At 64.3% G+C, this 26,314-nt stretch carries 28 protein-coding genes; 6 read left to right on the top strand and 22 right to left on the bottom strand.

The features are described from left to right. Positions 1-24: 24 nt before the first annotated feature. The 8 genes from AC2FLM_RS11090 to AC2FLM_RS11055 form a co-directional block, all read right to left on the bottom strand. The gene (locus AC2FLM_RS11090) at positions 25-990 is read right to left on the bottom strand and encodes an ABC transporter permease (protein WP_234219673.1); all 966 of its coding nucleotides are present in this window, start codon (positions 988-990) and stop codon (positions 25-27) included. After that, the gene (locus AC2FLM_RS11085; RefSeq protein ID WP_234137272.1) at positions 990-2,084 is read right to left on the bottom strand and encodes an ABC transporter permease; all 1,095 of its coding nucleotides are present in this window, start codon (positions 2,082-2,084) and stop codon (positions 990-992) included. Before AC2FLM_RS11085 ends, AC2FLM_RS11090 begins: the two co-directional genes overlap by 1 nt. After that, on the bottom strand, positions 2,084-3,613 hold the full coding sequence (locus tag AC2FLM_RS11080; RefSeq protein ID WP_496857896.1) for an ABC transporter ATP-binding protein: 1,530 nt from the start codon (positions 3,611-3,613) through the stop codon (positions 2,084-2,086). Before AC2FLM_RS11080 ends, AC2FLM_RS11085 begins: the two co-directional genes overlap by 1 nt. 123 nt (positions 3,614-3,736) lie before the next feature. Further along, complete coding sequence (locus AC2FLM_RS11075) at positions 3,737-4,735, bottom strand: BMP family lipoprotein (RefSeq protein ID WP_234137274.1); 999 nt, start codon at positions 4,733-4,735, stop codon at positions 3,737-3,739. A gap of 159 nt (positions 4,736-4,894) precedes the next feature. Beyond that, on the bottom strand, positions 4,895-5,308 hold the full coding sequence (locus tag AC2FLM_RS11070; protein ID WP_496857893.1) for a GNAT family N-acetyltransferase: 414 nt from the start codon (positions 5,306-5,308) through the stop codon (positions 4,895-4,897). After that, on the bottom strand, positions 5,305-5,895 hold the full coding sequence (tsaB, locus tag AC2FLM_RS11065) for a tRNA (adenosine(37)-N6)-threonylcarbamoyltransferase complex dimerization subunit type 1 TsaB (protein WP_496857891.1): 591 nt from the start codon (positions 5,893-5,895) through the stop codon (positions 5,305-5,307). The genes AC2FLM_RS11070 and tsaB overlap by 4 nt, the downstream gene beginning before the upstream one ends. After that, a complete protein-coding gene (locus tag AC2FLM_RS11060) occupies positions 5,885-6,448 on the bottom strand; it encodes a NifU family protein (RefSeq protein ID WP_234219669.1) in 564 nt (187 codons plus the stop codon). Before AC2FLM_RS11060 ends, tsaB begins: the two co-directional genes overlap by 11 nt. 121 nt (positions 6,449-6,569) lie before the next feature. Continuing rightward, the gene (locus tag AC2FLM_RS11055) at positions 6,570-7,184 is read right to left on the bottom strand and encodes an FMN-dependent NADH-azoreductase (RefSeq protein WP_496857889.1); all 615 of its coding nucleotides are present in this window, start codon (positions 7,182-7,184) and stop codon (positions 6,570-6,572) included. Between the two features lie 128 nt (positions 7,185-7,312). On the opposite strand from AC2FLM_RS11055, the gene AC2FLM_RS11050 reads away from it, so the two are divergent. After that, a complete protein-coding gene (locus AC2FLM_RS11050) occupies positions 7,313-7,903 on the top strand; it encodes a CGNR zinc finger domain-containing protein (protein ID WP_496857887.1) in 591 nt (196 codons plus the stop codon). Between the two features lie 53 nt (positions 7,904-7,956). Here AC2FLM_RS11050 and AC2FLM_RS11045 read toward each other — a convergent pair whose 3' ends face one another. Genes AC2FLM_RS11045 through AC2FLM_RS11025 form a run of 5 tightly spaced genes read right to left on the bottom strand, consistent with a single transcriptional unit; the run spans position 7,957 to position 11,499 of the window. Continuing rightward, a complete protein-coding gene (locus AC2FLM_RS11045; protein WP_234216085.1) occupies positions 7,957-8,550 on the bottom strand; it encodes a 2-hydroxychromene-2-carboxylate isomerase in 594 nt (197 codons plus the stop codon). Between the two features lie 7 nt (positions 8,551-8,557). Then, the gene (locus AC2FLM_RS11040) at positions 8,558-9,013 is read right to left on the bottom strand and encodes a universal stress protein (protein WP_234137281.1); all 456 of its coding nucleotides are present in this window, start codon (positions 9,011-9,013) and stop codon (positions 8,558-8,560) included. Positions 9,014-9,052: 39 nt separating this feature from the next. Next, entirely contained in the window at positions 9,053-10,117 is a 1,065-nt protein-coding gene (locus AC2FLM_RS11035; protein ID WP_496857884.1) for an AbrB family transcriptional regulator, read from the bottom strand. After that, positions 10,114-10,977 carry a branched-chain amino acid aminotransferase gene (locus tag AC2FLM_RS11030; RefSeq protein ID WP_496857882.1) on the bottom strand — a complete coding sequence of 288 codons (864 nt, stop codon included), beginning with the start codon at positions 10,975-10,977 and terminating at the stop codon, positions 10,114-10,116. The genes AC2FLM_RS11035 and AC2FLM_RS11030 overlap by 4 nt, the downstream gene beginning before the upstream one ends. A 60-nt stretch (positions 10,978-11,037) precedes the next feature. Next, positions 11,038-11,499, bottom strand: a complete 462-nt coding sequence (locus tag AC2FLM_RS11025) for an Lrp/AsnC family transcriptional regulator (RefSeq protein ID WP_011046150.1) — start codon at positions 11,497-11,499, stop codon at positions 11,038-11,040. A gap of 129 nt (positions 11,500-11,628) precedes the next feature. On the opposite strand from AC2FLM_RS11025, the gene AC2FLM_RS11020 reads away from it, so the two are divergent. After that, entirely contained in the window at positions 11,629-12,678 is a 1,050-nt protein-coding gene (locus AC2FLM_RS11020) for a Leu/Phe/Val dehydrogenase (protein ID WP_496857880.1), read from the top strand. 24 nt (positions 12,679-12,702) lie between these two features. Here AC2FLM_RS11020 and AC2FLM_RS11015 read toward each other — a convergent pair whose 3' ends face one another. Together AC2FLM_RS11015 and trpS are read right to left on the bottom strand one after the other, a co-directional pair. After that, a complete protein-coding gene (locus AC2FLM_RS11015) occupies positions 12,703-13,188 on the bottom strand; it encodes a VOC family protein (protein WP_234137286.1) in 486 nt (161 codons plus the stop codon). Positions 13,189-13,293: 105 nt separating this feature from the next. After that, a complete protein-coding gene (gene trpS, locus AC2FLM_RS11010) occupies positions 13,294-14,310 on the bottom strand; it encodes a tryptophan--tRNA ligase (RefSeq protein ID WP_234142602.1) in 1,017 nt (338 codons plus the stop codon). Between the two features lie 85 nt (positions 14,311-14,395). On the opposite strand from trpS, the gene AC2FLM_RS11005 reads away from it, so the two are divergent. Next, entirely contained in the window at positions 14,396-15,082 is a 687-nt protein-coding gene (locus tag AC2FLM_RS11005; protein WP_496857877.1) for a rhomboid family intramembrane serine protease, read from the top strand. Between the two features lie 20 nt (positions 15,083-15,102). Here the strand turns inward: AC2FLM_RS11005 and AC2FLM_RS11000 are convergent, their stop codons facing one another. From AC2FLM_RS11000 to AC2FLM_RS10980, 5 genes are all read right to left on the bottom strand, one after another. Beyond that, positions 15,103-15,294, bottom strand: coding sequence for a YgaP family membrane protein (locus AC2FLM_RS11000; RefSeq protein ID WP_234137289.1), 192 nt, complete (start codon positions 15,292-15,294; stop codon positions 15,103-15,105). A gap of 70 nt (positions 15,295-15,364) precedes the next feature. After that, positions 15,365-15,949, bottom strand: coding sequence for a Crp/Fnr family transcriptional regulator (locus AC2FLM_RS10995; RefSeq protein WP_234165640.1), 585 nt, complete (start codon positions 15,947-15,949; stop codon positions 15,365-15,367). Beyond that, positions 15,946-17,487 (bottom strand): murein biosynthesis integral membrane protein MurJ, encoded by a 1,542-nt coding sequence (murJ, locus tag AC2FLM_RS10990; protein WP_496857874.1) that lies wholly within the window; start codon positions 17,485-17,487, stop codon positions 15,946-15,948. The genes AC2FLM_RS10995 and murJ overlap by 4 nt, the downstream gene beginning before the upstream one ends. Then, positions 17,484-20,318, bottom strand: a complete 2,835-nt coding sequence (locus tag AC2FLM_RS10985) for a [protein-PII] uridylyltransferase (protein WP_496857872.1) — start codon at positions 20,316-20,318, stop codon at positions 17,484-17,486. The genes murJ and AC2FLM_RS10985 overlap by 4 nt, the downstream gene beginning before the upstream one ends. After that, positions 20,278-21,453 (bottom strand): penicillin-binding protein activator, encoded by a 1,176-nt coding sequence (locus AC2FLM_RS10980; RefSeq protein ID WP_234219653.1) that lies wholly within the window; start codon positions 21,451-21,453, stop codon positions 20,278-20,280. Before AC2FLM_RS10980 ends, AC2FLM_RS10985 begins: the two co-directional genes overlap by 41 nt. An 84-nt stretch (positions 21,454-21,537) precedes the next feature. Here AC2FLM_RS10980 and rsmI point away from each other — a divergent pair, with 84 nt between their 5' ends. The 3 genes from rsmI to gshB all read left to right on the top strand — a co-directional run bounded on the left by rsmI (position 21,538) and on the right by gshB (position 23,763). Next, complete coding sequence (rsmI, locus tag AC2FLM_RS10975; protein WP_496857870.1) at positions 21,538-22,395, top strand: 16S rRNA (cytidine(1402)-2'-O)-methyltransferase; 858 nt, start codon at positions 21,538-21,540, stop codon at positions 22,393-22,395. 1 nt (position 22,396) lies between these two features. After that, on the top strand, positions 22,397-22,768 hold the full coding sequence (locus AC2FLM_RS10970; protein ID WP_496857868.1) for a YraN family protein: 372 nt from the start codon (positions 22,397-22,399) through the stop codon (positions 22,766-22,768). Between the two features lie 62 nt (positions 22,769-22,830). After that, positions 22,831-23,763: a glutathione synthase gene (gshB, locus tag AC2FLM_RS10965; RefSeq protein WP_496857866.1), complete on the top strand. Its 933-nt coding sequence runs from the start codon at positions 22,831-22,833 to the stop codon at positions 23,761-23,763. 67 nt (positions 23,764-23,830) lie between these two features. Here gshB and AC2FLM_RS10960 read toward each other — a convergent pair whose 3' ends face one another. Both AC2FLM_RS10960 and AC2FLM_RS10955 read right to left on the bottom strand, forming a co-directional pair. After that, the gene (locus AC2FLM_RS10960) at positions 23,831-25,345 is read right to left on the bottom strand and encodes a YifB family Mg chelatase-like AAA ATPase (RefSeq protein ID WP_496857864.1); all 1,515 of its coding nucleotides are present in this window, start codon (positions 25,343-25,345) and stop codon (positions 23,831-23,833) included. Positions 25,346-25,403: 58 nt separating this feature from the next. Then, a complete protein-coding gene (locus tag AC2FLM_RS10955; protein ID WP_496857862.1) occupies positions 25,404-26,279 on the bottom strand; it encodes a glutathione S-transferase in 876 nt (291 codons plus the stop codon). Between the last annotated feature and the right edge of the window lie 35 nt (positions 26,280-26,314).

The following is a 26,314-nucleotide window of genomic DNA, read 5'->3' as shown; positions in this document are numbered from 1 at the left end:
AAATTCCCCGGGGAACTGGCCCTATCACCGTTCTTTCACATAGGGCTCACCGCCCGCGCGCGGGGGAATCGCCTTGCCGACGAATCCTGCCAGGATCACCACCGTCAGGATATAGGGCAGGGCGTCCATCACCTGCACCGGAATCACCACGCCGCCCAGGTCGATGTTCTGGAACCTGAGCGCAATGGCTTGCAACAGCCCGAACAGCAGGCAGGCCCACATCGCATGCAGCGGGCGCCATTTGGCAAAGATCAGCGCCGCCAGCGCGATAAAGCCGCGCCCGGCGGTCATGTCCTTGACGAACCCGGCCTGAAGCGCAGTGGCCAGGTAGGCGCCGGCAATGCCGCACAGCACGCCGCAGATCATCACCGCCGCATAGCGCAGCCCCACGACCGAAACACCGGCGGTATCGACTGCGGCCGGGTTCTCGCCCACCGCGCGCAGGCGCAGGCCGAAACGGGTGCGATAAAGCAGCCACCAGGTGCCCGGCACCGCCAGAAAGGCCAGATAGACCAGAACCGAATGGCCCGACAGCAACTCGGCATAGATCGGCCCCAGAATAGGGATGCCGCTCAGCGTCTCGGCCAGTGGCCAGTCGATCGGTTCGAACCGGGCGCCACCGAACAGCGACGGCGTGCGACCGCCCTGCTTGAACCAGTCCTGCGCCACCAGAACGGTCATGCCTGCGGCAAGGAAGTTGATCGCAACCCCGGAAATCAGTTGGTTGCCGCGAAAGGTGATCGAGGCCAGCCCATGCAACCCCGCCAGCACCAGAGACGAGGCGATCCCGGCAAGAAGGCCCAGCCAGACCGAACCGCTGACCGCGGCGACGGCGGCGGAAAAGAAAGCGGCCATCAGCATCTTGCCCTCAAGCCCGATGTCGAAAATGCCCGCCCGCTCGGAATAGAGCCCGGCCAGACAGGCGAGCAACAGCGGCGTCGACAGGCGGATCGTCGAGTCGAGCACCTGGATGATCGTCAGGAAATCCATCACGCTTTGCCTTTCCGCAGGGCCAGGAAGATCTTCTCCAGCGGCATCCGCACCATGTTGTCCAGCGCCCCGGTGAACAGGATCACCAGCGCCTGGATCACCACGATCAACTCGCGCGGGATATTGGTCCACAGAGCCAGTTCAGCGCCGCCCTGATAGAGAAAGCCGAACAGGATCGCGGCAAGGAACACCCCGAACGGATGGCTGCGCCCCATCAGCGCCACGGCGATCCCGATGAAACCGGCGCCCTCGGTCGAGTTCAGGACCAGCCGCTCGGCCTCGCCCATCACGTTGTTGGTGGCCATCAGCCCGGCCAGCGCGCCCGAGATCAGCATGGCGACCATGGTGATCTTGAAGGGCGAGATCCCGGCATAAAGCGCGCCGCTCTCGGAATGGCCATAGGCGCGGATTTCATATCCCAGCCGGGTGCGCCAGATCAGCGCCCAGACCACAACACAGGCCAGCACCGCCACCAGCAGCGACACATTCGCCGGTGCCGCCTTGGAAAAGCTGATGCCGATCGGGGCCAGCAGCTCATGCAGTGTGGGCAGATGCACGGCGGCCGGAAAGCGTTCGCTGGCCGGGTCCATCGACCCATCGGGCCGCATCACGTTGACCAGCATATAGTTCAGCAAGGCCGCGGCGATGAAGTTGAACATGATCGTGGTGATCACGATATGGCTGCCCCGGCGCGCTTGCAGATAGGCCGGGATCGCGGCCCAGACGGCCCCGAACAGCATCGAGGCCGCGCAGGCGGCCAACAGCGCCATGGTCCAATGCGGCCAGGGGATGTAGAGGCAGATCATCGCCACGCCAAGCCCGCCCAGCATCGCCTGCCCTTCGCCGCCGATATTGAACAGGCGCGCATGAAAGGCGACGGCCACGGCCAGGCCGGTGAACATGAAGTTGGTGGCGTAATAGAGCGTGTAGCCCCAGCCATAGGTCGACCCCAGCGCCCCCGATACCATCATGTTGACGGCGGCCACCGGATCTTCGCCGATGCCAAGGATCACCAGCGCCGACAGGATCGCGGCCAGGATCAGGCTGATCAGCGGAATCAGCACCACATCGGCCCATTTGGGCATCTTGTCCATCAGGCGGCCTCCCCGTTGACACCGGCCATGAGCAGGCCGAGTTCCTTTTCATCCGTCTCGTCGGGCAGGCGTTCACCCATGATATGGCCGTCGAACATCACCGCGATGCGATCGGCGAGGCCAAAGATTTCCTCCAGCTCGACCGAGACGAGCAGCACTGCCTTGCCCTGATCGCGCAGGGCGACGATTTGCTTGTGAATGAACTCGATGGCGCCGATATCGACGCCACGCGTCGGTTGGCCGACCAGCAACAGGTCGGGATTGCGCTCGATCTCACGCGCCACGACGATCTTTTGCTGGTTGCCGCCCGAGAAATTCTTGGCCGCCAGCCAGCCGTCGGCGGGGCGGACATCGAATTTCTCGATCTTGCGCTCGGTATCGGCGCGCAGGGCGGCGTTGTTCATGAAGATGCCGGATTGATAGGCCGGATCGTGGTGATAGCCAAAGGCCACGTTTTCCCAGGCATGGAATTCCATGATCAGCCCTTCGCGCTGGCGGTCCTCGGGCACATGGGCCACATGCGCGGCGCGGCGTGCGCGGGCGTCGGATCCCGGGCCGCTCAGCGGCAGCGGGGCGCCGTTCAGCCGGATCGCGCCGCTGCCCGGGCGCATGCCGCCCAGCACCTCGAGCAGTTCGGACTGGCCATTCCCCGCGACGCCGGCGATGCCCAGGATCTCGCCCGCGCGCACGGTCAGGTCGATGCCCTTGACCCGTTCGACGCCCTTTTCGTCGGTTACGCGCAGGTTTTCGATTTCCAGGATCGGCTTGCCGGGTTTGGCGGGCACCTTGTCGACGCGCAGCAGCACCTTGCGGCCCACCATCAACTCGGCCAGATGTTCGGGGCTGGTTTCCGCCGTCTTGACGGTGGCGGTCATCTCGCCCCGCCGCATCACGCTGACGGTATCGGTCGCCTCCATGATCTCGCGCAGCTTGTGGGTGATCAGGATGATCGTCTTGCCCTCATCCTTGAGCCGGTGAAGGATGCGGAACAGCTGATCGGCTTCGGCCGGGGTCAGCACGCCGGTCGGCTCGTCCAGAATCAGGATTTCGGCCTGACGATACAGCGCCTTGAGGATCTCGACCCGCTGCTGCATACCGACGCCGATCTCTTCGATCACCGCATCGGGGTCGACGTTCAGCTCGTATTCAGCGGCCAGCTCGGCCAGGGTGCGGCGGGCCTTGGCCAGCGAGGGTTTCAGCAACCCGCCATCCTCGGCGCCCAGAATGATGTTTTCCAGCACGGTAAAATTCTCGACCAGCTTGAAATGCTGGAACACCATGCCGATCCCGGCGGCAATGGCCGCCTGGCTGTCAGGGATCTCGGTCTTCTTGCCGTTGATCCATATCTCGCCCTTGTCGGCCTTGTAGAAGCCGTAAAGGATGCTCATCAGGGTGGACTTGCCCGCACCGTTTTCGCCGATGATACCGTGAATGGTGCCGGGGGCGACGCTGATCGAGATGTCCTTGTTTGCTTGCACAGGCCCAAAGGATTTGGAAATCCCTTTGAGCTCGATGGCGGGGACGGTCATGTCTTGTCCTCGATGGCCGAAAGGGCGCTCATCCGCCCGGGCGGGCGTTTTCGCAAGGATGGCCCGAAGGGCCGGAGGAGCGCCGTGTGAATGCGGGCCGGAAGGTCCGGCCCGCCATCTGGATCAGAACTTCAGCGCGGGGCAGCTGTCGTTCTCGTAATAGCTCACCACGCTCAGCTTGCCGTCGATGATGTCCTGGCGGGCCTGATCAACTGCGGCCTTCATCTCGTCCGAGATCAGCGCGGCGTTGTTGTCATCCAGCGCATAGCCCACGCCCTCTTCGGCCAGACCCATGTTGAAGACGCCGGTTTCGAGGTTTTCGCCCGCCTTCATCGCGTCATAGACGGCCACGTCGACGCGTTTCAGCATCGAGGTCAGCACCTTGCCGGGATGCAGGTGGTTCTGGTTGCTGTCGACGCCGATCGACAGGATGCCCTCGTCGGCTGCGGTTTGCAGCACGCCGACACCGGTGCCGCCAGCAGCGGCATAGACCACATCAGCGCCCTGGCTGATTTGCGCCTTGGTCAGTTCCGAGCCCTTCACCGGGTCGTTCCATGCGGCCGGGGTAGTGCCGGTCATGTTGGCCACGATCTTGACATCGGGGTTCACCGCCTTGGCGCCCTGGGCATAGCCGCAGCCAAAGTGGCGGATCAGCGGAATGTCCATGCCGCCGACAAAGCCCACGGTGCCGGATTTCGAGGCCATCGCCGCCATCATGCCGACCAGATACGAGCCTTCGTGTTCGGCAAAGCCGATCTGGCGGATGTTCGGCGCGTCAAGCCAGGTCACGTCGACCGCGACGAACTTGGTGTCGGGATAGTCCGCAGCAACGGCGCTCAGCGGGTCGGCCATGGCAAAGCCCATGGTGATGACCGGGTTGGCGCCTGCCTCGGCAAAGCGGCGCAGCGCCTGCTCGCGCTGGGCCTCCGATTGCAGTTCGATCTCGCGGAAGCTGCCGCCGGTTTCCTCGGCCCAGCGTTGGGCGCCGTTGAATGCGGCCTCGTTGAACGACTTGTCGAACTTGCCGCCCAGATCAAAGATCAGGGCCGGTTCGGCCAGGGCGGCGCCCGCGGTCAGCGCCATCGCTGCGGCGGCTCCCATCAGGGATTTCATCAGGGTCATTTTATACTCCCGTTGGTTTTTTGTTCCCGGGGTGGTGGGCGGACCAGTCACCCCGCTCAGAGCGAGCAGAACTGCTGTGATGCTGGTAATTAAGGACGGTTGCAACCCTGCCGGTCAACCGCTTTTTGACCGCTTGGTCCGAGAATGCGGCGCTTGCCGTCAGGGCAAGCGGCGCTCCATCACGATGGCATCGGCTGTCTCTCCACTCGGACGCCGGTAATAGGCCCGGCGCAGACCGCAGGGCGCATAGCCGCAGGCGGTGTAGAGTGCAATGGCCGGGTCGTTATCGGCCGCGACGTCAAGCAGGGCGCGTGTTGCGCCGGCATGCGCCGCCTGTATCTGCCACTCATTCATGCAGGCGCGGGCCAGCCCCTGACGGCGGTAGGCAGGGTCAGTGGCAATGGTCAGCAGCTCGGCCTCACCCGCGATGAGCTGAAACAGGGCGAAGCAGCGGTTATCGCCGACCAGATGGTTGTACGGGTTGCCAAGCAGCGTCGCGAATTCCGCCTCGCTCCAGGGGCGCGACTGGATGAAGGCGCGGCCATGCAGCCGGGCCAGGTCCGCCGGTGTCATGGGTCGAGCAACACCGGAGGCCGGTCGCGCGAGGGCGCCGCATCCGCCGGGCGGACATATAGCGGGGCGGGTGGAGTCGTGGTATCGCGCCAGCGGGTGGCGGTGGTCCGGGCGATGGCCTCTGCCAGCTGCTTGGGAGCGTATTCGGTCTGAAGCAGCCCAAACGCCTCGGCCTCTTGCCGGGGCATGAGTTGTGCCGTGCCACCTTCGGGCATCAAATAGACCTGATCGCGCGGCGCCGGAATCGCGGGCAAGACCCCCGACAGCGTCAGCGGCGCACGGGCTTCGAACCCGTCGACCCCGACTGCGGGAATGCCGAGCCCCAGTGCCAGGCCACGCGCGGCGGAAACGGAAATGCGGATACCGGTGAAGTTGCCCGGCCCGATGCCGACGCCGATGGCGTCAACGTCGCGCCAGCCCAATCCCGCTTCTCCCAGCATCTCTTCGAGCAGGGGCATTAGCCGCTCTGCCTGACCGCGCGTCATCTCTTCGACGGTAGCGGCGACGATCCGATCGCCCACCAGCAAAGCGGCCGCGCAATGCGCGGCCGATGTGTCGAATGCCAGAATGACCGGGTCAAACGGCAACGGGGCGCACCTCGGTCACTTCGGGGATGTAGTGGCGCAGCAGGTTCTCGATCCCCATTTTCAGGGTCAGCGTCGAAGAGGGGCAACCCGCACAGGCGCCCTGCATGTGCAGATAGACCACGCCCCGGTCAAAGCCGTGGAACGTGATATCGCCTCCATCCTGAGCCACCGCCGGGCGCACCCGGCTGTCCAGAAGCGCCTTGATCTGGGTCACCACCTCGGCATCCTCGCCGCTATGCTCGGCATGCCCCGAGGCGGCCTGTGCATCGGCGCCCATCACCGGCTGGCCGGACTGGTAATGCTCCATCACCGCGCCCAGGATCGCGGGTTTGATATGGTCCCACTCGATCCCTTCGGCCTTGGTCACGGTCACGAAATCATTGCCGAAGAAAACACCGGTCACCCCGGAGACAGCAAAGATGCGCGCGGCCAATGGAGATTTCTCGGCGGCGTCGGCCGAGGGAAAATCGGCGGTGCCTGCCTCCAGAACGGTCTGTCCGGGCAGGAATTTCAGCGTTGCCGGGTTCGGGGTCGATTCGGTCTGGATGAACATGGTCGGAATTCCTTATCGCTCCCCTCAGATATGAGGCGGCACCCGCCCCTTGTCAACTTTTGAACCATTCTAAATCTCGGGTTGGCCATGATCTGGCCAACCCGTTGACGGGCACCGGTGATCACATCGTGGTCAGGGTGGCTTGGGCGTGGTCATACCCCGCCTGCGGATCCTTCGTCAGCAGCGAAGGCTGGTATCTGACGATGGTCACATCCGTGATCCCGATCGTCTCGAACCACCACTTCAGATAGGTCGAGTGAAAATCGCTGCCATATTTTGCGTCCGCCCCCTCGGACCAGACGCCGCTGGTGGTCACCACCGTTGCCTTCTTGTTCCGCAGAAGGCCCGAATACCCCGCTTCAGGGTCGAAGCCGAACAGCATTCCGGGCTGGGTAATGATGTCGATATAGTGCTTCAGCCGATAGGGGATGCCGCCGTTCCACATCGGGACACCGATCACGATGTGATCGGCCGCCATGAAGCGGTCCGTGATCCGTGCAACCTCGGACCAGGCTTGTTCCTTGGCGGGGTCCATCTCGCCCACTCCGAAAAAGGTCATCTTGGCAGCGGCTGGATCGCCGTCAAAGGCGGGCAGGTCCTCGTCCCAAAGGTCAAGGCGATCCACCTGGAGAGTGGGGTCCTTGGCGCGTTGTGCGGTGACGAAGGTCTCGGCAAGCGCGTTCGATTTCGATGCACTGCCGCGGGGCGAGGCGACGATATGAAGAAGGGTTGGCATAGGTGGGTTCCTTGGTAACCAATAAAAGTAATATGATCGGTTACATGAGGGTGGAAACTTGTAAAGGGTGTTTTAGCCGGTTACATAATGGGTCACGCCAACGTGACCTGACTCGGGGCATTCGATCCATGCGCACCACGCTTCCACCGCCTTATCTGATTGCCGACAACACAGGGGTCGAGTTGCTGAACTCGATGGGGGCGCCCTATGGCGAGGAGCTGGACTGGTTACGGGATGGGACCGAGATGCTGGCCTGGATGCAGTCCGTCGGATTGCTCACCACCCAAGAGGCTGAGGCGGTACGCAACACACTCGACGCAGGGGAACTTGAAGCCGCCGCTTCTGACCTGCGGGACCTGCGGGCCGCGTTTCGCGACAATGTCCCCGTGGCCTCGGCCGAATTCGTTGAGCGTCTGAATGCCTGTCTTGCCGAAACCAGTCGGCATGACCGTATCGTCGTGACGCAGGAGGGCGTACCGGAATTGCAGCAGGTGCCAAGACTTCGAAATGGCCGCGATCTGGTCGGCCTGTGCGCCGCCGCCATCGCCGAGTTGTTGTGTCAGGGAGAACCCGGCCGGACCCGTCAATGCGACGGGCCCACCTGCACCTACTGGTTCCGCGATACCAGCAAGAACAATCGGCGCCGATGGTGCAGCATGGCCGTCTGCGGAAACCGGGCCAAGGTGGCGTCACATCGCGCCCGCGCAAGATCGGATTGACCTCGGCTGCGCGTGCGAACGGGCTTGAAAGCGAAGCCTAGGACGTGGGGCAATCAGGATTGGGCAGCCAGCGCCAATGCCTGGTCCAGCCGATCATCACCCCAGAACAGCTCCTCCCCCACCACGAAACTGGGGGCGCCGAACAGGTCGAGCGCGGCGGCGCGCTCGCCCTGGGCAAACAGCGCGGCCTTGATCTCGGGCGCCTTGGCCCGCTCCATTGCCTCGGGCGGCAATCCTGCTTCGGCCCAGCACGAGGCCAGCACGTGCGGATCCGAAATCACCAGCCCACGCCCGAATTGCGCGCCATAGACGGCGCGGACAAAGGGCGCGATGTGGCCCATCTCGCGGGCCACCAGTGCCAGTCGTGCCGCGGGAAGCCCGTTTTGAGGGAACGGGTCGGGTCGCGTCAGCGGCAGGCCCTGCCGGGCACAAAGCCGCTCCATGTCGCGCCACATGTACCGCCCCTTGGCCGGATAGAGGTTGAAGGGCGAACTGGTCCAGCCCTGCGCGGCAAAGATCGGCCCCAGCAGGAATGGCTCCCAGTCGACCGAGACCCCCAACGCCTCGGCGGCCCGTTCGATCCGCATCGCCGAAAGATAGGAATAGGTCGAGGCAAATTCGAACCAGAATGAAATGCGCTTGCCCATGCCCGCCTCAGGTGATCGCTTCGAGCTTTTCCTTGCTCAGGTCGCCCGGCACGATGGTTATGGGAATGGGCAGGCTGCCCGACGAACGGCTCATCTGCGACACCAGCGGGCCGGGTCCCTTCTTGTCGGTGCCAGCACCCAGAACAAGAACCCCGATTTCGGGGTCTTCCTGAATCTGTGCGATGATCTCGGGTACGGCCTCGCCCTCGCGGATCACCAGTTCGGGCTCGACCCCCTGCTTGTCACGCATCCATTTGGCAAAGACCTCGAAATGCGCGTGGATACGCTCGCGTGCCTCTTCGCGCATCACTTCGCCGACGCCGATCCAGTGGTTGAATTCGTCCGGCGGTATGATCGACAGGATCGCTACACCGCCACCTGTGTGCGCGGCGCGCATGGCGGCAAACCGCATCGCGTTCAGGCACTCGCGGCTGTCATCCAGTACAACAAGGAACTTGCGCATCTCGGTCCTCCACAATCCCGGTCAATCTGCCTGAGGGGCCTAACGCTGTCCATCGCTTTTCCCTGCCGCCCGCCGCGCCACGTTGGTGGCATAGAGGGTCAGGACGACGGCCAGTACCGACAGGCGGAACAGATGCGCCGCCGCGACAAAGCTGGGATCGGCGCCCAGGGCGGCGCTGAGAATGATCATGGTTTCAAGACCGCCGGGCGAAAAACCCATTAGCACGTCCAGCAGCGGCAGACCGGAAAGGTAAGAGGCCGGGAGCGCCACCAGCGCCGCCAGACCCGTGGTCAGGGCGACAATGGCCAGACCGGCTGTCAGGCTTTGACGCAACTCGCGCCACCCCATGCCGCCAAATCGGGTTCCGATCAGCGTACCCATCAGGACCAATGCCGCCTGCGCGGCCCAGCCCGGCAGGCCACCTGCCGTCCAGCCCGCAAGATGCGTCGTGGCGGCCACCAGGATGCCGGCAATCAGCACATGGGCCGGCAGCCTGGCCGCTTTCAGCAAGGGGGCAAGCAGCAGGGCCGCGACGAGTTGGCCAAGAATCCAGGCCCATGGGGTCACGACCGAGGCCTGCGGCAGGCCCGGACCAATCTCGATCCCCGCCATGGTTGCGGCCAATGGCACCAGCAGTGTCAGCGCCATAAGGCGGATCGAGGCCAGCACAACCGGCCGGGTCAGCGACAGGTGCAGACTGTCGGCCAGAGCGATGACAAGGCTCAGGTGACCGGGGGCTGCGGCGAGAAATGCTTCGTCCCGGTCGATTGGCAAGAGACGTGGAATCAGCCAGCGTCCGGCCCAGGGCGTGACCAGCGTCAGCCCGGCCAGCAGGCCGAAAGCCACCGGCCAGCGCATCATCGCCTCGATGCTTTCAGGGCTCACCATAGAGCCGATGCTGAGGCCGACGATGAGAAAGCCCGCGTCGCGTAAACGTGGCGAGATATGTAGCGACAGCCCCGAAAGTCCCGCCAGCGATACCAGAACGGCGGGCCCGGCCAATAGGGCCATGGGAAAGTGAAGCAGCGCCGCAACCAACGCGCCACATGTGCCAACCGCTAGCGTCAGCAGGTCCCGACGCAGCTCTGCAAAGCGCAGGATCACGCGTTGGTTTTCGCCCAGTCCCAATAGAGAGCGCGCGCGCGACGGGCGATCGGGCCGATCTGGTACTGGGTGTCGTCCAACGCGGTCACCGGGGTCACCTTGCTCATGTTGCCGGACATGAACACCTCGTCGGCTGCGTGGAAATCGGCAAAGCTCAGCACCGTTTCATGCACGGCGATACCATCGGCGCGCAGGTTCTTGATGTGGCGCGCGCGGGTGATACCAGCCAGGAAGGTGCCGTTTGCGATGGGTGTGAACACCTCGCCATCCTTGACCATGAAGATATTGGCGGTGGCGGTTTCGGCCACATTGCCCAGCGCATCGGCCACCAGCGCGTTGGTGAATCCCTTGGATCGCGCCTCGCGCAGCATCCGGGCGTTGTTGGGGTAAAGGCATCCGGCCTTGGCGTTGACCACCGCGTCCTCGAGCACTGGGCGGCGGAACCGGGTGGTGGTCAGCGTCGCCGAGGCCGTGGCGGGCGCCATCGGGATTTCTTCCAGGCAGACGGCGAAGCCGGTGCTGTCGGCCATCGGGATGATCGCGGTCGGATCGCCGTCTATCCCCCAATACATCGGCCGGATATAGACCGCCTGGTCCGGGCGATAGGCCTTGAGCCCCTCGCGCACGATCTCGATCATGTCTTCGGTCGACACCGTGGGGGTCAGCATCAGCGCCTCGGCCGAGCGGTTGACCCGCGCGCAATGCGCCTCAAGATCGGGGGCCATTCCGTCAAAGTAGCGGGCACCGTCAAAGACGCCCGAGCCCAGCCAGGCGCCGTGATCGGCGGCGCGGATGATCGGGGCGTCGCCCTCGTGCCAACTGCCTTGGAAATAGGTGCGGATATTGCTGCCGGTTGCCATGATCGCCTCCCTCGGGTTGGTATCAGGGTAGGCTTGACTGGGTCAGAGGTCCAGACCTTTCTAGCGGCGGATCGCGGGCAGGCTGTCGCGCTGGACCATGGTGCGCAGGGCGAAGTTGGACCGCAAATTTCGAATCCCGGGGATCTGCATCAGCCGGTTTTCCAGAAACGCATCGAAGGCCGCCAGATCGGCCACCAGAACCCGCAGCAGGATATCGCGCGAGCCGGTCATCAGATAGCATTCCATCACCTCGTCACAGGTACGGATTGCCCGTTCGAATGCATCGACTGCGGCGCGCTCCTGTCGCTCCAGCTCGACCGATACAAAGACCGACACGCCCAGCCCCAGCTTTGCCGGATCGACCCGGGCGCTGTAGCCGGTGATCACGCCGTCACGCTGCAACCGCTCCAGCCGCCGGGCGCAGGGGGTGGGCGACAGCCCGACCTTGTCGGCCAGATCCGAGATGGTCATGCGCCCGTCGCGTTGCAGGGCGCGGACAATGCGGTGGTCGATCTGATCCATTGGTGAATATCTCCAATGTTGGCGAGAATCTTGGTGAATAGCTCTAATGATTTTGGGCGCCGCGCGCAATCTTGGTGAAAAACAGCGCCGCAGTTGTGGCAGATAGAGGGCCATTCAGCGGAGGATTCCATGCAGATTACACCCGTCGCAGCGCCCGAACACGAACAGGTGGTCCGAATAGCGGACCCTGAGAGCGGGCTTCTGGGCTTTATCGCCATCCACTCCACCCGGCGCGGTCCCGCTGCGGGCGGCGTGCGGATGCGCCCCTATGTGCAAGAGGCAGACGCGCTCGACGACGCGCTGCGCCTGTCGCGCGGCATGACTTACAAGAACGCCGCCGCGGGCCTTGATCTGGGCGGTGGCAAGGCGGTGATCATGGCCGATCCCGCAACCCAGAAGACGCCGGACCTGCTTGCCGCATTTGGGGCTGCGGTCGAGGCACTTGCGGGCCGTTACTGGACCGCCGAGGATATGGGCATGACCCCCGCCGACATGGCGCGGATCGGCACCCGCACCGCCTGTGTTGCGGGTCTCGCCGATGGCGATTTCGCCAGTGGCGACCCCTCGCCGATCACCGCGCGCGGCATCTTCAACGCGATCCGCACCGCTGCGCGGCACCGCTTCGGCTCGGACGATCTGCGCGGGCGCACCGTCTCGGTGCAGGGGCTGGGCCATGTGGGTCACTACCTGTGTGGCTACTTGCATCAGGCCGGCGCCAAACTGATCGTCACCGATATCGACGCGGGCCAGGTTGCCCGCGTGGCCGAGGAGTTCGGCGCCACCGCCGTCGCGCCCGATGCGATCTACGGGGTCGAGGCCGATATCTTTGCCCCCTGCGCCATCGGTGCCATCCTGAATGCCGAGACCATCCCGCAGTTGAAGGTCGGGGTGGTCGCGGGCGGCGCCAACAACCAGTTGGCCACGCCCGAGGATGCCGCCCGTCTGCACGATCTGGGTATTCTTTATGCGCCCGATTACGTGGCCAATGGCGGCGGCATCATCAATGTGGCAACCGAGATCCTCAAGATCTCGGGGCGCGAGGCCTGGGTTGCCGGCCGCCTTGCGGCGCTTGACGACACCATGGACCGTATCCTGATCCGCGCCCGCACCCTGTCGGTCAGCCCGGCCGAGGTGGCAGATGCGACCGTGGACGAGATCCTGCAGGCCAAGGCTGCCTGAAAGTAGCGTGACCGGGGCCGGAACTTAACCGGCCTCGGCCAGCAGCGCGGGGATATCGAGCGGCGCGTTGACCATGGCCAGATTACCCTCGGCATCGCGCGGCCAGTCCTCGGGCGCGCGGTCGCGATACAGCTCGACCCCGTTGCCGTCAGGATCGCGCAGATAGACCGCCTCGCTGACCCCGTGATCGGCGGCACCGTCGATGGCAATCCCGGCCTCGACCACCTGACGCAGCACTGCCCCCAGCGCCTTGCGGTCGGGGTAGAGGAAGGCCGAATGATACAGCCCGGTTGCCCGAGCGGGCGGTTGCGGACCGCCCCGGCTGTGCCAGGTGTTCAGCCCGATATGGTGGTGATAGCCACCGGCGCCCAGAAAGGCGGCGGCGTCGCCGTATCTCTGTTGCAGTTCGAACCCCAGAACATCGCGATAGAACACGATAGCCCGGTCCAGATCGGACACTTTCAGATGGACATGGCCGACACAGGTGCCGGCGGGGGCGGAATAGGTCATGATGCGTCTCCTTTGCCCGATTATCGGATGGATCCGCGTTCCCGCAAAGGGTCGATCCCGCGCAGATCTCCTGCGCGGACGCACATTATTCTTGATACTTGGGTGTCAGGACACCATGCCGACGATTTCATAGGTCCGTTTCAGGATCGGCGCGGTGATCGCGCGGGCGCGTTCGGCGCCACGTGCCAGGATGCGGTCGATCTCGGCCTGATCGTCCATCAGCCGCGCCATCTCGGCCGAGATTGGCGACAGCTTCGCGACCGCGAGTTCCGCCAGCATCGGCTTGAACTCTCCGAACTGTTTGCCGCCCACCTCGGCCAGCACCTGATCGACGCTCTGATCCGCCAGTGCGGCATAGATATTGATCAGGTTGCGCGCCTCGGGGCGCCCCTCCAGCCCCTCGGCCTCGGATGGCAGGGCGTCGGGATCGGTCTTGGCCTTGCGGATCTTTTGCGCGATGGCATCGGCATCGTCGGTCATGTTGATCCGGCTCATGTCCGAGGGGTCGGATTTCGACATCTTCTTGGACCCGTCGCGCAGGCTCATCACCCGCGTTGCGGCGCCCTCGATCACCGGTTCGGTGACGGGAAAGAAATCGACGCCGTAATCGTGGTTGAACTTGATCGCGATGTCGCGCGTCAGTTCCAGATGCTGTTTCTGGTCCTCGCCCACCGGCACATGGGTGGCGTGATAAATCAGGATGTCGGCGGCCATCAGCGACGGATAGGCAAACAGGCCCAGCGAGGCGTTCTGCTGGTTCTTGCCGGCCTTGTCCTTCCACTGGGTCATCCGCTGCATCCAGCCCATGCGGGCGACGCAGTTGAAGATCCAGGCCAGCTGCGCATGTTCGGGCACCTGGGATTGGTTGATCAGGATCGACTGTTCCGGGTCGATCCCGGCCGCGATAAAGCCTGCACACAGTTCCCGCGTGGAATGCGCGAGTTCCTTGGGGTCCTGCCAGACGGTAATCGCGTGGAGATCGACCATGCAATACACGGTCTCCATCTCGGGTCCCTGCATATCCACAAATCGCTTGAGCGCACCGAGGTAGTTACCAAGATGCAGGTTTCCCGAAGGCTGAATGCCGGAAAACACACGCGGCGTGAACTGGGTTTCGGTCATGATGGGGAACTCCCGTCTGGAAAATTCGGCCCTCGTCGCTTACCCATGGGGCAAAGGGACGTCAACAGCCGCGAAAGGCCCGCCCATGAGCAGTGATAACGATACATCGCCGGTCAATCCGCTGCCGCCCGTCGTGGTGGCGCTGGTTCTCTTCATCATGGGGATCGAGATCGCCTTTTCGCTGGGCGCCCGCGGCATCGTCGGCGGGCCGCAGGCGGTGGGCTGGCGGCTGGCGGCGATGCAGTCCTATGCCTTCTCACCCGACATACTGACCTGGATGTGGGAGACGGGGCGCTGGCCTGTCGAACATGCGATCCGGTTTGTCAGCTATCCGTTTGTGAACGCCTCGTTCACCCAGTCGCTGTTCGTCTGTGTCTTCGTGCTGGCGATGGGCAAGATGGTGGCCGAGAGTTTTGGCAGCCTGGCGATGCTGGTGGTCTTCGTGGTCTCGGGCATCGGGGGGGCGCTGGGATATGCGCTGATGACCGGGTCGCCGGTGGCGCTGATCGGGGGGTTTCCACCCGTCTACGGGTTGATCGGCGCCTTTACCTGGCTCTTGTGGCGCAAGCTGTCGCTGGTGGGGCAGCATCAGGCGCGGGCGTTCAGTCTGATCGCCTTTCTGATGGGGGCGCAGTTGCTGTTCGGCCTGCTGTTTGGCGGCGGGTTGGACTGGGTTGCCGATCTGGCGGGCTTTGCCACCGGATTTGCGCTGTCCTTCTTCCTGTCGCCGGGCGGCTGGGCGCGGATGCGCGGCCGGATCCGCCACGATTAGGGCGGTCCGGCCGGGCGGTCTTATTTCTTCAGCGGGCAGGTGTTCAGGCCCAGGATGGTGTAAAGCGGGCAAGACCCCACCAGCCCGGTCAACAGCGGGATCAGGCCGACCAGGCCCCACATGGTCTTGGGGCCGATCACGGTCAGCGACAACAGGACGAGGCCCAGAATGATACGGGCGGCGCGGTCGAGGGTTCCTGCGTTACGGGTCATTTGCGAATCCTTTCAGGTCAGAGGTCTGAGCCTGTTGTGACCGATCCTGCGCCCGCTGTCGGTGACAGTGTCACCGTTCCTCTGCGGCAATCCGTTCCAGCCCGGACCGGTCGCACAGCGTGACCCGTCCGCGCGCCAGCTCCACCAGACCCTGACGCGCGAATTCGGCCAGCCGGCGGCTGACAAAGGCCCGGCCCGAGGCGGTCTCGGCGGCCAGCGCCTCATGCGTTGCGGATACTGTGTCGCCTTTTGCCAGCCGCAACAGCACCCGTGCCAGCCGCGTGTCGAACCCGGTCAGGGCCACGTCCTCGACCAGATGTTCGAAATCGGCAAACCGGCGTGCCACCGCCTGCATGACCTCGGTGCGGAACGCCTCGTTCTGGGCCAGCGCGGTGCGGAACTCGGCATGGCTCATCAGATGGCCGCGCACCCGGGTTTCGGCCACCCCTTCGGCGCTGTAGCTGCGCCCCTCGGTGAGGCAGGCAAAGGTTTGCAGGCAGACATCGCCCGGCCCGACCCGGTAAAGCACCACCTCGCGCCCGTTGGCGGCGGTCAGGGTGACACGGATCGAGCCTTCGTCCAGGCGCAGGAAACCGGGGCAATCCTGCCCTGCGCGGAACAGGACGGTGCCGGCGGGACAGTCAAGCGCGCTCATGACCGCCTCAACGCGCGGCGGAATTCCGACAGGCGAAAGGCGCCGATCAGATGGCCGACCCCGAAATAGACCACAGCAGCAAAGAGGATCAGCGCCAACAGGCCCAGATAGCGCCAGCTGGGCAGGTCCAGGACCCAGCCCAGCGGGATCAGCACCGCATAAAGCGCCGCCCCCATGATCAGCGAGGCCATCAGGATACGCCAGGCGCGACGGTGAAAGCGAGCGTCGAACCGGGCCACGTCCCCCATGCGTCGAGCGCCCAAGGCCAGTTGCGCCACCATGGTCCAGCCGGCGACGGTGGTGGCGATCGCGGGCGCGATCCAGCCCAACAGGGGATAAAGTGCAAAGGCCAGCACAGCGTTGATCACCATGGCCACAACTGCATAGCGGAACGGGCTTTTGGTGTCTTCGCGGGCAAAGAACAGCGGCTGGAACACCTTTTGCAGCATGAAGGCGGGCAGGCCCAGCCCGTAAACCGCCACGGCCAGAGCGGTAGCGGCGCTGTCCTCGGGCGTAAAGGCGCCGCGCTGGAACAGTACCGCGACCAACGGCAGCGGGATCGCCACCAGCGCCATGGCCGAGGGCAGGGTCAGGATCAACGAGAACTCGCCCGCGCGCGAATAGGCATCGCGCGCTCCGGTATCGTCACCGGCCCGCAGGCGGCGCGACAGATCGGGCAAAAGAACGATCCCCACCGCGATGCCCACCACGCCCAGCGGCAGTTGATAAAGTCGGTCCGCCGCAAAGAGCCAGCTGACCGCGCTTTCGGTGCGCGAGGCGACAAGCTGTCCCACCACCAGGTTGATCTGCGTCACCCCCATCGCAAGCGCGGCGGGAAAGGCCACCCGCACCAGCCGCCGCATGTCTGGGCTGAGCCGGGGAAGGCCGGGGCGCAGTCGGATGCCCGCACGCTCGGCCGCGACCCAGACCAGCGCCAGCTGCGCCACACCCGCGACCGGGATCACCCAGATCAGCCAGTCGATCACTTCGCCACCCAGTGCCGAGCCGGCCAGCATCGCGGCGCAGGCGAACACGTTCAGCAGAACCGGCGCGGCGGCTGCGGCGGCAAACCGCCCGGTGGCGTTCAGCACGCCGGAAAACAATGCCGCCAGCGACATGAACAGGATATAGGGAAAGGCGATCTTGCCATAGCCCACCGCAAGGTCGAACCGCTCGTCCCCGGCAAAGCCGCTGGCGGTGGCCCAGATCAGCGCGGGCATGAAGATCATGGCCAGCGCCACCAGCATCAGCACCGCCGTACCCAACAGATTGAAGGCCTGCTGGGCAAAGCCCTCGGCATCCTCGCCGCCTTCGAGGCGTTTCGAGAACATCGGCACGAAAGCTGCGTTGAACGCGCCCTCGGCAAAGAAGCGGCGGAACAGGTTGGGCAGGCGAAAGGCCGCGACAAAGGCATCCATCACCGGGCCTGGGCCGATATAGGCGGCCAACAGGATCTCGCGCACGAAACCCAGAATGCGGCTGGTCAGTGTCCAGAAACCGACCGTGAAAAAACCGGCCATCATGCGAACGGGCTTCATGATGCGGCAGCCCGTTCTGCACCTTCGGTTATGGCCTTGCGCAGCTTTGTCTCAAGCGTGCGCTGCTTGGCCTCGGAATGGTATTTCAGTCCGAACATGTCCTTGACATAGAAACTGTCGACCACCTGTTCGCCATAGGTCGCGATCACCGCATTGGCGATATAGACATTTGCCGCCGCCATTGCCCGGGCCAGATCATAAAGCAGGCCGGGCCGGTCGCGGGTATCGACCTCGATGATCGTGTAGATGTCCGAACCTTCGTTGTCGAAGGTGATATGGGTCGGCACGTTGAATGCCTTTTCCCGCTTCTTGATCTTGTCGCGGGATTTCAGCGCGTCGCGGGCCACCACCTCGCCCTTGAGGGTTTTCAGGATCATCTGGCTGAGCCGGGGCAGGCGCGCGGCCTCGTAAGGGTGGCCTTCGGCGTCCTGGATCCAGAAGGCATCGGTCACGTAGCCGTCCTTGGTCGTATAGCTGCGGGCATCGACCACGTTGGCCCCGACCAGCGCCAGCGCGCCGGCCATCCGTGAAAAGATACCGGGATGATCGGCCATGGCGAAACAGGCGCGGGTGGCATCGCGGTCCTCGTCCGGGTCGAGCCGGATTTCGATGCCGCCGGGATCACCGCTTTGTTCCAACTGGCGCAGCATCTCGGCAAAGGTGACATGGGTCTCGACATTGAAGCCCTGCCAATAGGGCGGATAGTGGCGGGCGATCTCAGTCTTGATCTCGCCTGCGGGCCAGTCGGACAGGGCCGTGCGCAGCGCCTTCTTGGCCTCGTTTCCGCGCCCTTCGCGGTTCAGTGCCTCCATCCCCATTTCAAGCGCCCGCTTGGTTTCCGCATGCAGGGCGCGCAACAGCGTTGCCTTCCAGTTGTTCCAGGTGTTGGGGCCGACGCCGCGAATATCGCAGACGGTCAGCACCGTCAGCAGGTCCAGCCGCTTGACCGTCTGCACCGCCTTGGCAAAATCGCGCACGGTCCGGGGATCGGAGATATCGCGTTTCTGCGCCATGTCCGACATCAACAGGTGATAGCGCACCAGCCATTCCACCGTTTCGCAATCGGCCTTGGACAGGCCCAGACGTGGCGCCACACGGCGGGCGATACGGGCCCCGAGGATCGAGTGATCCTCGGGCCGGCCCTTGCCGATATCGTGTAGCAGCAGCGCCACATAAAGAACCTTGCGGTTGACCCCGGCCTTGAGGATGGACGAGGCCAGCGGCAGCGACTCGACCAGTTCTTCCTTTTCGATCTGGGCGAGGTTGATAATGGTCTGGATCGTATGTTCGTCCACCGTATAGCTGTGATACATGTTGAACTGCATCATCGCCACGATGGGTTCGAATTCGGGCACGAAGGCCGACAGCACCCCCAACTCGTTCATCCGCCTGAGCGCCCGTTCGGGGTTGCCGTGTTTCAGCAGCAGGTCCAGAAAGATGCGCCGCGCCTCCTTGTTGTTGCGCATGTCGTCATCGATCAGGTCCAGATTGGCGGTCACCAGCCGCATTGCATCCGGATGGATCAGCATGCCGGTGCGCAACCCCTCCTCGAAGATGCGCAGCAGGTTCAGCTTGTCGTCCAGAAAGGTCTCGGGATCGAGCACGTCGATCCGGCCATGTACCACCTTGTACCCCTGCTTGACCCTGCGGCGACGGCGAAAGATGCGCTCCAGCAGCGGCGCGCCCTTCATATGCGACGCTTCGAGCTTGGTCAGGAAAATCCGCGTCAGCTCGCCCACGCGCGTGGCCTCGCGAAAGTATTTCTGCATGAACACTTCGACCGCGCGGCGCCCGGCGCGGTCCTGATAGCCCATGCGCTCGGCCACTTCGACCTGGAGATCAAAGGTCAGCTGTTCAGTGGCCCGCCCGGTCACCAGATGCAAATGCGCGCGCACCGCCCACAGGAACTCTTCGGCCTGTACAAAGGTGCGGTATTCCGATGCGGTGAACAGTCCAAGCGGCACCAGTTCGGCGGTTTCCTTCACCTCGTAGATGTATTTGGCGATCCAGTAGAGCGATTGCAGGTCGCGCAGCCCGCCCTTGCCCTCCTTCACATTCGGTTCGACCATGTACCGCTCGCCCTGTTTGCGGTGGCGGGCGTCGCGCTCCTCCAGCTTGGCCTCGATGAATTCGCGCTGGGTATCCTTGTAAAGCTCGCTTTTCAGGCGCTGATCCAGCGACCGCGCCAGGGGCGCATGCCCGGCCAGAAACCGGTGTTCAAGCATCGCCGTGCGGATGGTGAAGTCCTCGCGCCCAAGCCGCACGCAATCCTTTACCGTGCGCGAGGAATGCCCGACCTTCAGTCGCAGATCCCAAAGGATGTAGAGCATCGATTCGATGACGCTCTCGGCCCAGGCGGTGATCTTGTAGGGGGTCAGAAACAGCAGATCGACATCGGAGAACGGCGCCATCTCTCCGCGCCCGAATCCGCCCACCGCCAATACCGCGATCCGCTCGCCCTGGGTGGGCGTGGCCAGCGGGTGCAGGATTTCCGAGGCGACATACATTGCCGTCTTGACCAACCCGTCGGTCAGATAGGTATAGGCGCGCGTCAATGGTCGTGCGGCAAAAGGGTCGCCCGCAAAACCGGCGGCGATCGCGGCCCGGCCCGATTTCTGAACATCGCGCAAAATGGCAACGACCGCCCCGCGCAGCGCGGCGTTGTCGGCGGCCTCGTTTGCCGCCTCGTTGATCCGCGCGAACACGGCCGGGGTGTCGAACACCTCGGCCGGGTCGCAGATCAGATCGCCGGTCAGCCAGGGCTGGATCGGCAGGGACGTATCGGTCGGATCAGAATCCGGCGCCGGAGAAGCTTTGTGGGGCAGGGTCAATCACAACCACCTGTTTGTTCTGGATCGTGGCCACGGCCAGCCCCCGTTCATTAGTCCCGTCGGGGCGCAGACGGAAGATGCCACCGACACCCTGGAACCCCGCACTTTGGGTCAGGGCGGCGCCAGTCAACGCATCCGACTTGCCCGCGCCCACCAGCGCGCCGATGGCGGCAATGCCGTCATAGGCCAGCCCGCCGATCGGGTGCGGTGCGCCGCCATAGGTGCTTTGGTAGCGGGCGCGGAACGCCTGTGCCTTGGACGGGTCGGGCAGCGCGAACCAGCCGCCCTGCACGCCGGGCAGTTCCAGCGTCTGCGCCGGAATGTCCCAGCGGGTCAGGCCGATATACTGGGTCTCGGCCGGCGATACGCCCGCCTCGGGCAAAAGTTGGGTGTAGAGCGGCAATGCCCCGGCCGTGGTCGAGGTGAAAAAGAGCGAATCCGCGCCGGTCCCGTCTACCGTTGCCTTGACCTGCGGGATCGAGTTGATCACGCCCTGCTGCGACCGTTCATAGGCGACCGTTCCGGCCAGCTTGGCGCCGCTGCCAGAAATCGCGTTGGTGATCGCTGCCCGTCCCTGCTGTCCGGCCTCGTCGGTGCTGTGCACCACGACGATATTGCCCTTGCCTTGACGTGCGGCAAAACTCACCAGCCGCTCGGCGCTGTTGTTGAAGGTCGGCCCCAGGACAAAGACATTGCCCCCGGCGATATTGACGTTGTTGGAGAAGGACAGGACGTTGATGTTCTGGTTCAGAACCGCCAGTCCGGCAGCATTGGCGGCCTGCGCATAGACCGGACCAAGGATGATCTTGGCACCTTCGCCGACGGCCTGTTGGGCAACGGCGGCGGCAGTCCCGGCATCGCCTGCGGTGTCATAGACACGCAGGTCGATCTGAACGTTCTGCAGGTCTGCAATTGCCAACCGGGCTGCGTTCTCAAGGCTCTGGGCCAGGACCGCATCACCCGATTGGGCCGAGCCGCGCGGAACCAGCAGCGCGACGGGAACCGGTTTGGATGTATTGATGCTGGGACCGCCACCACCGATGGCAACCGGTTCACAGGCCGATAACAGCGCAGCCGCCGCCAAGGCCATCGCGGAAAGGGCAATCTTGCGGGCGGGGTTGAAAACGGCAAACATCTAATCAATAGCTCCTTGATCCGGCGGCGGCCCGCCGCAGTGGTCGAGCCGCGATAATAAACGTCACGAAACACGGGTCCAGCGTTGAATTACCAAAAGCTCAGATTGCCTGCGGGCCTGTATTTCGTCGGCACCCCGATCGGGTCGGCGCGTGACATCACGCTCAGGGCGCTGGATGTGCTCGCCTCGGCCGAGGTGATCGCCGCCGAGGATACACGCTCGCTGCGGCATCTGCTCGACATTCACGGGGTGCCGCTCGACGGACGGCGGGTCCTTGCCTATCACGATCATTCCGGTGCCGGGGCGCAGGCACGGTTGCTGCAAGCATTGGCCGAGGGCAAGTCGGTGGCTTACGCCTCGGAGGCGGGCATGCCGCTGATCGCCGACCCGGGCTTTGAGCTGAGCCGTGCCGCCGCCGAGGCAGGGCATATGGTGACCTGCGCACCAGGGCCGTCGGCGGTGCTGACAGCATTGACGCTCGCGGGTCTGCCGACGGATGCGTTTTTCTTTGCGGGGTTTCTGCCGAATGCTGCAGCGGCGCGCAAAACCCGGCTCGAAACCCTGCGGGGAGTGCCCGGCACGCTGGTCTTCTACGAATCGCCCAAGCGGCTGGTGGCCAGCCTGCGGGACATGGCAGCGGTGCTTGGCGGTGACAGGCCGGCGGCGATGTGTCGGGAACTGACCAAGAAATTCGAGGAAGTCCGGCGTGATACGCTCTCCGATCTTGCCGAAGCATTGGCCGAGGCACCGGTCAAGGGCGAGGTTGTGCTGCTGGTGGATCGCGCCCGTTCAGGTCCGGTTAAGGAATCAGAGCTAGAACAGGATCTGCTGGCGGCACTCGAGACACATTCGGTGCGGGACGCGGCCGATCTGGTGGCGCGCATGCATGATGTACCCCGGCGACCAGTTTACCAGTTGGCGCTGAAGCTTGGAAAGGGTTGACATGAGAGCACGAAGACTTCGCGGTTCGCGCAATCACCTGGCGGGTGTGGCTGCCGAACATTCGGTCGCTAGCGACTATGAGCGTCGTGGATACCGGCTGGCCCGCCGCCGCTGGCGCGGCACCGGTGGTGAGATCGACCTGATTGCCCGCTCGGGCGACGAGGTAATCTTTGTCGAGGTCAAACATAGCCGCGATTTTGCCCGCGCCGCCGAAAGTCTCTGCGGACGCCAGATGGCACGTCTGCATGCGGCGGCTGCCGAGTTTCTGGCGGATGAACCCGCCGGGCAGTTGACGCCCATGCGCTTTGACGTGGCTCTGGTCGATGGTACCGGTCGGTGCGAAATTATCGAGAATGCGTTTGGTCATGGCTGAACGCCATTGAACCCTCTGCCCCTCTGCGCCATGTATCTGGACAATCGACAGAGGGACTTGCCATGAAGATCGCCTTTCAGATGGACCCGATCGGGGCCGTGAACATCAATGCCGACAGCTCTTTCCGGCTGGCAGAAGAGGCGCAGGCGCGCGGGCATGAGCTGTTCTTCTACGGCCCCGACCATCTTGCCTATCAGGAGGGCCGGATCACCGCGCGCGGTCATGATATGACCGTTCAGCGAGTGGTGGGAAACCCGGCTGTTCTGGGACCAATGCGCGAGGTCGATCTGGCGGACTTCGATGTGGTTTGGCTGCGTCAGGATCCCCCCTTCGACATGCATTACATCACTTCGACCCATCTGCTGGACCGGCTGAAGGGGCAGACTCTTGTGGTCAACGACCCGTTCTGGGTGCGCAACTATCCCGAGAAGCTTCTGGTTTTGAATTTTCCCGAGTTGACCCCGCCCACCGCCATTGCGCGCGATCTGGAGACCATCCGCGCATTCAAGGCGCGGCACGGCGACATCATCCTGAAGCCGCTCTACGGCAATGGCGGCGCCGGGGTGTTCCGCTTGGACGAGAACGATCGCAACCTGTCCTCGCTGCATGAGCTGTTCGTGGGTTTTTCGCGCGAGCCGCTGATCGTGCAGAAATACCTGCCCGATGTACGCAACGGCGACAAGCGCGTCATTCTGGTCGATGGCGAGGCGGTGGGTGCCATCAACCGGATCCCAGCCGAGGGAGAGGTGCGTTCGAACATGCATGTAGGCGGGCGGCCCGAAAAGATCGGGCTGACCGAGCGTGACCGCGAGATTTGCGCCACAATCGGCCCGCTCTTGCGAGAGAAAGGACAGGTTTTTGTCGGAATCGACGTCATCGGTGACTATCTGACCGAGATCAACGTGACCTCGCCGACCGGTATTCAGGAACTGGAACGGTTTGACGGGGTGAATATCGCCGGTCGGATCTGGGAGGCCATCGAGGCCAAGCTCTGAGCGTGTGGCAGGCGGCCGTTTTCCGTTGCGGAAAACGGCCCGGAAAACGTTTCGTTTTCCGGTACCCTCAATTCAGAGCTTTCGCCGAAACCCGAAAGCTGAGCGCTTCGGCGATATGCGGGCGACGCACATCGCGGTCTCCGTCAAGATCCGCGATCGTGCGCGCCACCCGAAGGATGCGGTGATAAGCGCGTGCGGAGAGGCCGAACCTGTCGGCGGCGGTGAGCAATAGATCGCGTCCCTCGGCGTCGGGCGTGGCGATCTCTTCCAGCGCTTTACCCTCCGCATCGGCATTCTGCCGTAAGCTCGGGTGGCTTCCGAATCTCAATGTCTGGACCGCCCGCGCTGCCGCAACGCGCGCCGCCACCTCGGCTGAACCTTCGGCGCTGGGCGGCAGGTCGAGATCGGTAAAGGCCACTGGCGGCACCTCGATTCTGAGATCGAACCGATCCATCAAGGGCCCTGAAATGCGGCCCAGGTAATCTTCGCCACAGGCGGGCACCCGGGCACAGGCGCGTGCCGGATCGCTGAGATAGCCGCAACGGCAAGGATTGGCCGCCGCCACCAGCATGAACCGGCAGGGATACTTTACATGGGCGTTGGCGCGGGCGACCATCACCTCGCCGGTCTCGATCGGCTGGCGCAGGGTTTCCAGCACAGTGCGCGGAAATTCTGGGAATTCGTCCATGAACAGGACCCCGTTATGGGCCAGGCTGATCTCTCCCGGTTTGGCTCCTTTGCCTCCTCCCACGATCGCCGCCATCGACGCCGTGTGATGCGGTTCGCGAAACGGCCGGGTGCGGCTGATCCCGCCCTGGTCCAGCAGGCCGCACAGCGAATGGATCATCGAGGTTTCCAACGCCTCGACCGGGGTCAGCGGTGGCAGGATGCCGGGGATGCGCGCGGCCAGCATGGATTTTCCCGACCCGGGCGTGCCGATCATGATCATGTGATGACGTCCCGCCGCCGCGATCTCCAGCGCCCGTTTGGCTCGTTCCTGTCCCTTGACCTCGCGCAGGTCGCGCTCGAACGCGGTGGCGCTGACCTCGCCTGGCCGGGCCGCATCGATCGGAGCCTGTCCGGTAAAGTGGCGTACCACCGCCGCCAGGGATGGAGCGCCGATCACCTTGGCCGCGTCGACCCAGGCGGCCTCGGCGCTCGACGCTTCGGGGCAGAGTAGCAGCCAGTCCTCTGATGCCGCGGTCATCGCGGCGGGCAGCGCGCCGACCACCGGCACCAGCGACCCGTCAAGCGACAGTTCCCCCAGTGCCAGCGTCGCTTCGGCCGCATCGGCGGGCACGATCTCCAGCGCGGCCAGCAGCGCCAGCGCGATAGGCAGATCGAAGTGGCTGCCTTCCTTGGGCAGGTCGGCGGGGGACAGGTTGATGGTGATCCGTTTCGAAGGCAGCGCGATGGCCATGCCGCTCAGCGCGCTGCGCACCCGATCACGCGCCTCGGACACCGCCTTGTCCGGCAGGCCAACGATGGAGAAGGCGGGCAGGCCCGGTGTGACGGCGCATTGCACCTCGACCGGGCGGGCCTCGACCCCCTGAAATGCAACGGTATGGGCGCGGGCGACCATGTGGAACCTGCCTCGTGGTTAACACTTTGTTGCTATCCCGAGGCAGGTTTAAGAATGGTTAACCCTTGGCCACCATCGTGGTGAATTTCGGCCAGGCGCCGGGGTCGGCCACGGTCTTGTCCCGGCAAAAGGCGTTGCAGAATCCCCAGACGCGCCCATCGAGTTCCAGGAAATCGGTCACCGGATTCCCGGAATAGGGGCAGGAGGCGTTCACCGATGGGCCGGCTTCGACCGCGCGCGCGGCGCTGGGCGTGCCTACAGGCCAGTCAAGCGTCGGCAGGTCCAGCGCATAGGGCATCGGATCGTAGTGCACCGTCAGCCCCATCGCCCGCCATTGCCGGACGGCGGTATCCCCGAGAAGGAACAGGCAATAGTCGCGCGCCGCCGCGCTGACCGGCAGGCCATAGCCGATGATGCGCGCGGCGACCGGCACATAGAACACATCCGCCAGCGAATAGGTACCAAAGAGCGGCCCCGTCGCAACGCCCGACACCGCCCTGGCATGCGACCAGAGCGTTTCGATCCGCGCCAGATCGGCCAGCGTCCCTTCACTGGGTTGGAATCCGTCAAAACAATAGAGAAGCTGCATCGGGCATTCGCCGCGCAGGGCGGAGAAGCTCGACACCATTTCGGCGCACAGCCAGCGGGCGGCGGCGCGGGCGGCAGGATCGGCGGGCCACAGCCCAACCTCGGGGTGCCGCTCGGCCAGGGTCTCGGCCATGGCGAGACTCTGACCCACCACGATACCTTCGGGTGTCCGCAGCGCCGGCACCTGCCGTGCCGGGGCCAGGGGCGCCAGATCCGCGGCCATGGTGCCGGAATAAAGCCCCACCAGATGCGAGCGATACGGGATGCCGAATTTCTCGAGCATCAGCCAACCGCGCAGCGACCAGCTGGAGAAACTGCGGTCGCCGATAAAAAGATCATATGTCATGCGCAGACGTTACGCGTCAGGCAAAGCGCCGGTAA

Source organism: Ruegeria sp. SAZD011 (assembly GCF_059612545.1).
This window is presented reverse-complemented; position numbering and strand designations above follow the sequence as displayed.

Coding starts and splice junctions, on each gene's coding strand:
- AC2FLM_RS11075 (WP_234137274.1), bottom strand. CDS start 4,735: ATGACCCTGATGAAATCCCTGATGGGAGCCGCCGCAGCGATGGCGCTG.
- AC2FLM_RS11090 (WP_234219673.1), bottom strand. CDS start 990: ATGGATTTCCTGACGATCATCCAGGTGCTCGACTCGACGATCCGCCTG.
- AC2FLM_RS11060 (WP_234219669.1), bottom strand. CDS start 6,448: ATGTTCATCCAGACCGAATCGACCCCGAACCCGGCAACGCTGAAATTC.
- AC2FLM_RS10955 (WP_496857862.1), bottom strand. CDS start 26,279: ATGACATATGATCTTTTTATCGGCGACCGCAGTTTCTCCAGCTGGTCG.
- AC2FLM_RS11030 (WP_496857882.1), bottom strand. CDS start 10,977: ATGGCAACCGGCAGCAATATCCGCACCTATTTCCAAGGCAGTTGGCAC.
- AC2FLM_RS11085 (WP_234137272.1), bottom strand. CDS start 2,084: ATGGACAAGATGCCCAAATGGGCCGATGTGGTGCTGATTCCGCTGATC.
- AC2FLM_RS10960 (WP_496857864.1), bottom strand. CDS start 25,345: ATGGTCGCCCGCGCCCATACCGTTGCATTTCAGGGGGTCGAGGCCCGC.
- gshB (WP_496857866.1), top strand. CDS start 22,831: ATGAAGATCGCCTTTCAGATGGACCCGATCGGGGCCGTGAACATCAAT.
- AC2FLM_RS11055 (WP_496857889.1), bottom strand. CDS start 7,184: ATGCCAACCCTTCTTCATATCGTCGCCTCGCCCCGCGGCAGTGCATCG.
- murJ (WP_496857874.1), bottom strand. CDS start 17,487: ATGAAGCCCGTTCGCATGATGGCCGGTTTTTTCACGGTCGGTTTCTGG.
- AC2FLM_RS11080 (WP_496857896.1), bottom strand. CDS start 3,613: ATGACCGTCCCCGCCATCGAGCTCAAAGGGATTTCCAAATCCTTTGGG.
- AC2FLM_RS11000 (WP_234137289.1), bottom strand. CDS start 15,294: ATGACCCGTAACGCAGGAACCCTCGACCGCGCCGCCCGTATCATTCTG.
- AC2FLM_RS11045 (WP_234216085.1), bottom strand. CDS start 8,550: ATGGGCAAGCGCATTTCATTCTGGTTCGAATTTGCCTCGACCTATTCC.
- AC2FLM_RS11050 (WP_496857887.1), top strand. CDS start 7,313: ATGCGCACCACGCTTCCACCGCCTTATCTGATTGCCGACAACACAGGG.
- AC2FLM_RS10980 (WP_234219653.1), bottom strand. CDS start 21,453: ATGTTTGCCGTTTTCAACCCCGCCCGCAAGATTGCCCTTTCCGCGATG.
- trpS (WP_234142602.1), bottom strand. CDS start 14,310: ATGACCGAAACCCAGTTCACGCCGCGTGTGTTTTCCGGCATTCAGCCT.
- AC2FLM_RS11025 (WP_011046150.1), bottom strand. CDS start 11,499: ATGGATCAGATCGACCACCGCATTGTCCGCGCCCTGCAACGCGACGGG.
- AC2FLM_RS11020 (WP_496857880.1), top strand. CDS start 11,629: ATGCAGATTACACCCGTCGCAGCGCCCGAACACGAACAGGTGGTCCGA.
- AC2FLM_RS10995 (WP_234165640.1), bottom strand. CDS start 15,949: ATGAGCGCGCTTGACTGTCCCGCCGGCACCGTCCTGTTCCGCGCAGGG.
- AC2FLM_RS11015 (WP_234137286.1), bottom strand. CDS start 13,188: ATGACCTATTCCGCCCCCGCCGGCACCTGTGTCGGCCATGTCCATCTG.
- AC2FLM_RS11005 (WP_496857877.1), top strand. CDS start 14,396: ATGAGCAGTGATAACGATACATCGCCGGTCAATCCGCTGCCGCCCGTC.
- AC2FLM_RS11070 (WP_496857893.1), bottom strand. CDS start 5,308: ATGACACCGGCGGACCTGGCCCGGCTGCATGGCCGCGCCTTCATCCAG.
- AC2FLM_RS11040 (WP_234137281.1), bottom strand. CDS start 9,013: ATGCGCAAGTTCCTTGTTGTACTGGATGACAGCCGCGAGTGCCTGAAC.
- AC2FLM_RS10970 (WP_496857868.1), top strand. CDS start 22,397: ATGAGAGCACGAAGACTTCGCGGTTCGCGCAATCACCTGGCGGGTGTG.